General features: G+C 45.7%; 2 protein-coding genes and 1 pseudogene. 2 read left to right on the forward strand and 1 reads right to left on the reverse strand.

Features of this window, described 5'->3' with window-relative positions; genetic code table 11:
* Positions 1–284, forward strand: a pseudogene (locus RMO27_RS11205) (ubiquinone biosynthesis protein UbiE); the annotation flags it as partial.
* Between the two features lie 3 nt (positions 285–287).
* Positions 288–1,064 carry an SDR family oxidoreductase gene (locus tag RMO27_RS11210; RefSeq protein ID WP_309732399.1) on the forward strand — a complete coding sequence of 259 codons (777 nt, stop codon included), beginning with the start codon at positions 288–290 and terminating at the stop codon, positions 1,062–1,064.
* A 121-nt stretch (positions 1,065–1,185) separates the two neighbouring features.
* Here RMO27_RS11210 and RMO27_RS11215 read toward each other — a convergent pair whose 3' ends face one another.
* Positions 1,186–1,542, reverse strand: coding sequence for a DUF2809 domain-containing protein (locus RMO27_RS11215; protein ID WP_309732401.1), 357 nt, complete (start codon positions 1,540–1,542; stop codon positions 1,186–1,188).
* Between the last annotated feature and the right edge of the window lie 129 nt (positions 1,543–1,671).

Genomic DNA, 1,671 nt, shown 5'->3' on the forward strand with positions numbered 1-1,671 from the left:
GTGATACAGAGTCCCTCAAAGCGTTGCTAGAGTCTGGTGGTGCGACGAATGTAGAAGTATTTGCCGAAACAGATACCCATAAACTCGCAACACCTGAAGATTGGTGGACGATGGTGATGGGTGGCGGGATTAGAGGTACTGTTGACCAATTAGATGCTGCCACTCAATCGCGGGTGAAATCGACCAATCTAGAATTTTTACGCGCTAATCAGATTCAAGCTCTCGATTCTGATGTCTTATATGCGTTGGCGCAGCCTTTCCTTTGGAAAATCGCCCAAAAGTAAATTATGCCTGAAGCAGTTTTAAAAGGGCGGGTTGCTCTAGTTACAGGCGTCAGCCGACGCAAAGGAATCGGGTTTGCGATCGCTCAAAGACTCGCTGCTCTTGGTGCAGATGTGTTTATTCACTCCTTTAGACCCTATGATGTCGATCGAGAGTGGGGAGCCGATGCTGATGGCATAGCGGCATTAATCGCCACATTAGCAGAATCTGGCACCAAGATTGCCCACGCCGAGGGAGATTTTAGCGATCCTGCCGTGCCCGCGCAAATTATGAATGCGGCGGTACAAACTTTTGGACATGTCGATATTTTAGTTGCAAATCATACCTACAGCACGATGGGCAATTTAGAAGAACTGACAGCATCAGAAATCGATCGACATTTACACATCAATGTACGCGGTACACTACTCCTCGCCCAAGCCTTCGCCGCGCAACATCACCAACCTACTGGCGGTCGTGTGATTCTCCTGACTTCGGGACAACAGCTTGCGCCGATGCCTGGTGAACTAGCCTACGTTGCCTCTAAAGGTGCCTTGCAGCAATTGACGCTGAGTTTGTCTGCTCATCTGATGCCACGGGGAATTACGGTCAATACGGTCAATCCTGGGGCAACTGATACGGGCTGGGCAGATCCCGAACTCTACGAATTCATTCGCGCTGCCAATCCCCAAGGACGTTGGGGTCAACCAGAAGATGCGGCTAGGTTAATTGGTTGGCTGGCAACAGATGATGCCCAATGGATTACCGGACAGACGATTAATTCTAATGGTGGTGGCTATTAGCTATTTGGCGATCGAGTTCACTCCCTAGCTTTTGCAGAACATTGACGATCTTTCGTCTAGAAATTCTGAAGTGAATAACAATTTTAATTAGAGACTTTATCTCGATCGATCCAACTTACTGCTATTTTTCCAGCCATAAAATTACCATCGTTCCGATCGCATAAGCTAACAGATCTTTCCAGTCAAACGTACTGCCGATCGCTATAGCCATAATTCTGTTATTTTGCAATCCTAAGATCTGAACCAGATTAAAGGATTGCAGGATCTCGATCGTCCCAGCAAACGCCAAAACCGATATGGCCGCAGTAGTCGATCGAATCTTGCCGAAAGTTTTGACTAAGCAATAAATGAGGATAACTACTAGGACATCACCAATGAAAGGACGGATAAAACCCTCATGTACAAACATCGCAATACCTACTTCGATCGCAAATAGTAGCAGTGTAAAATAGAAGTATTTTTTATTAAAAGTGAACATGGCAGTAAAGATAATATTCGATCGAAATCTTTAGTGTTTGGACTAATTCAAGAACGATAGCGATCGAAAGGAGATCGAACTAAGAATAATAGCTTAAATTGTCTGAGCCGCAATCGATCGCCATCGTAC

This window comes from Chamaesiphon sp. OTE_75_metabat_556, from assembly GCF_031378165.1.
In the GTDB taxonomy this organism is placed as follows: Bacteria; Cyanobacteriota; Cyanobacteriia; order Cyanobacteriales; family Chamaesiphonaceae; genus Chamaesiphon.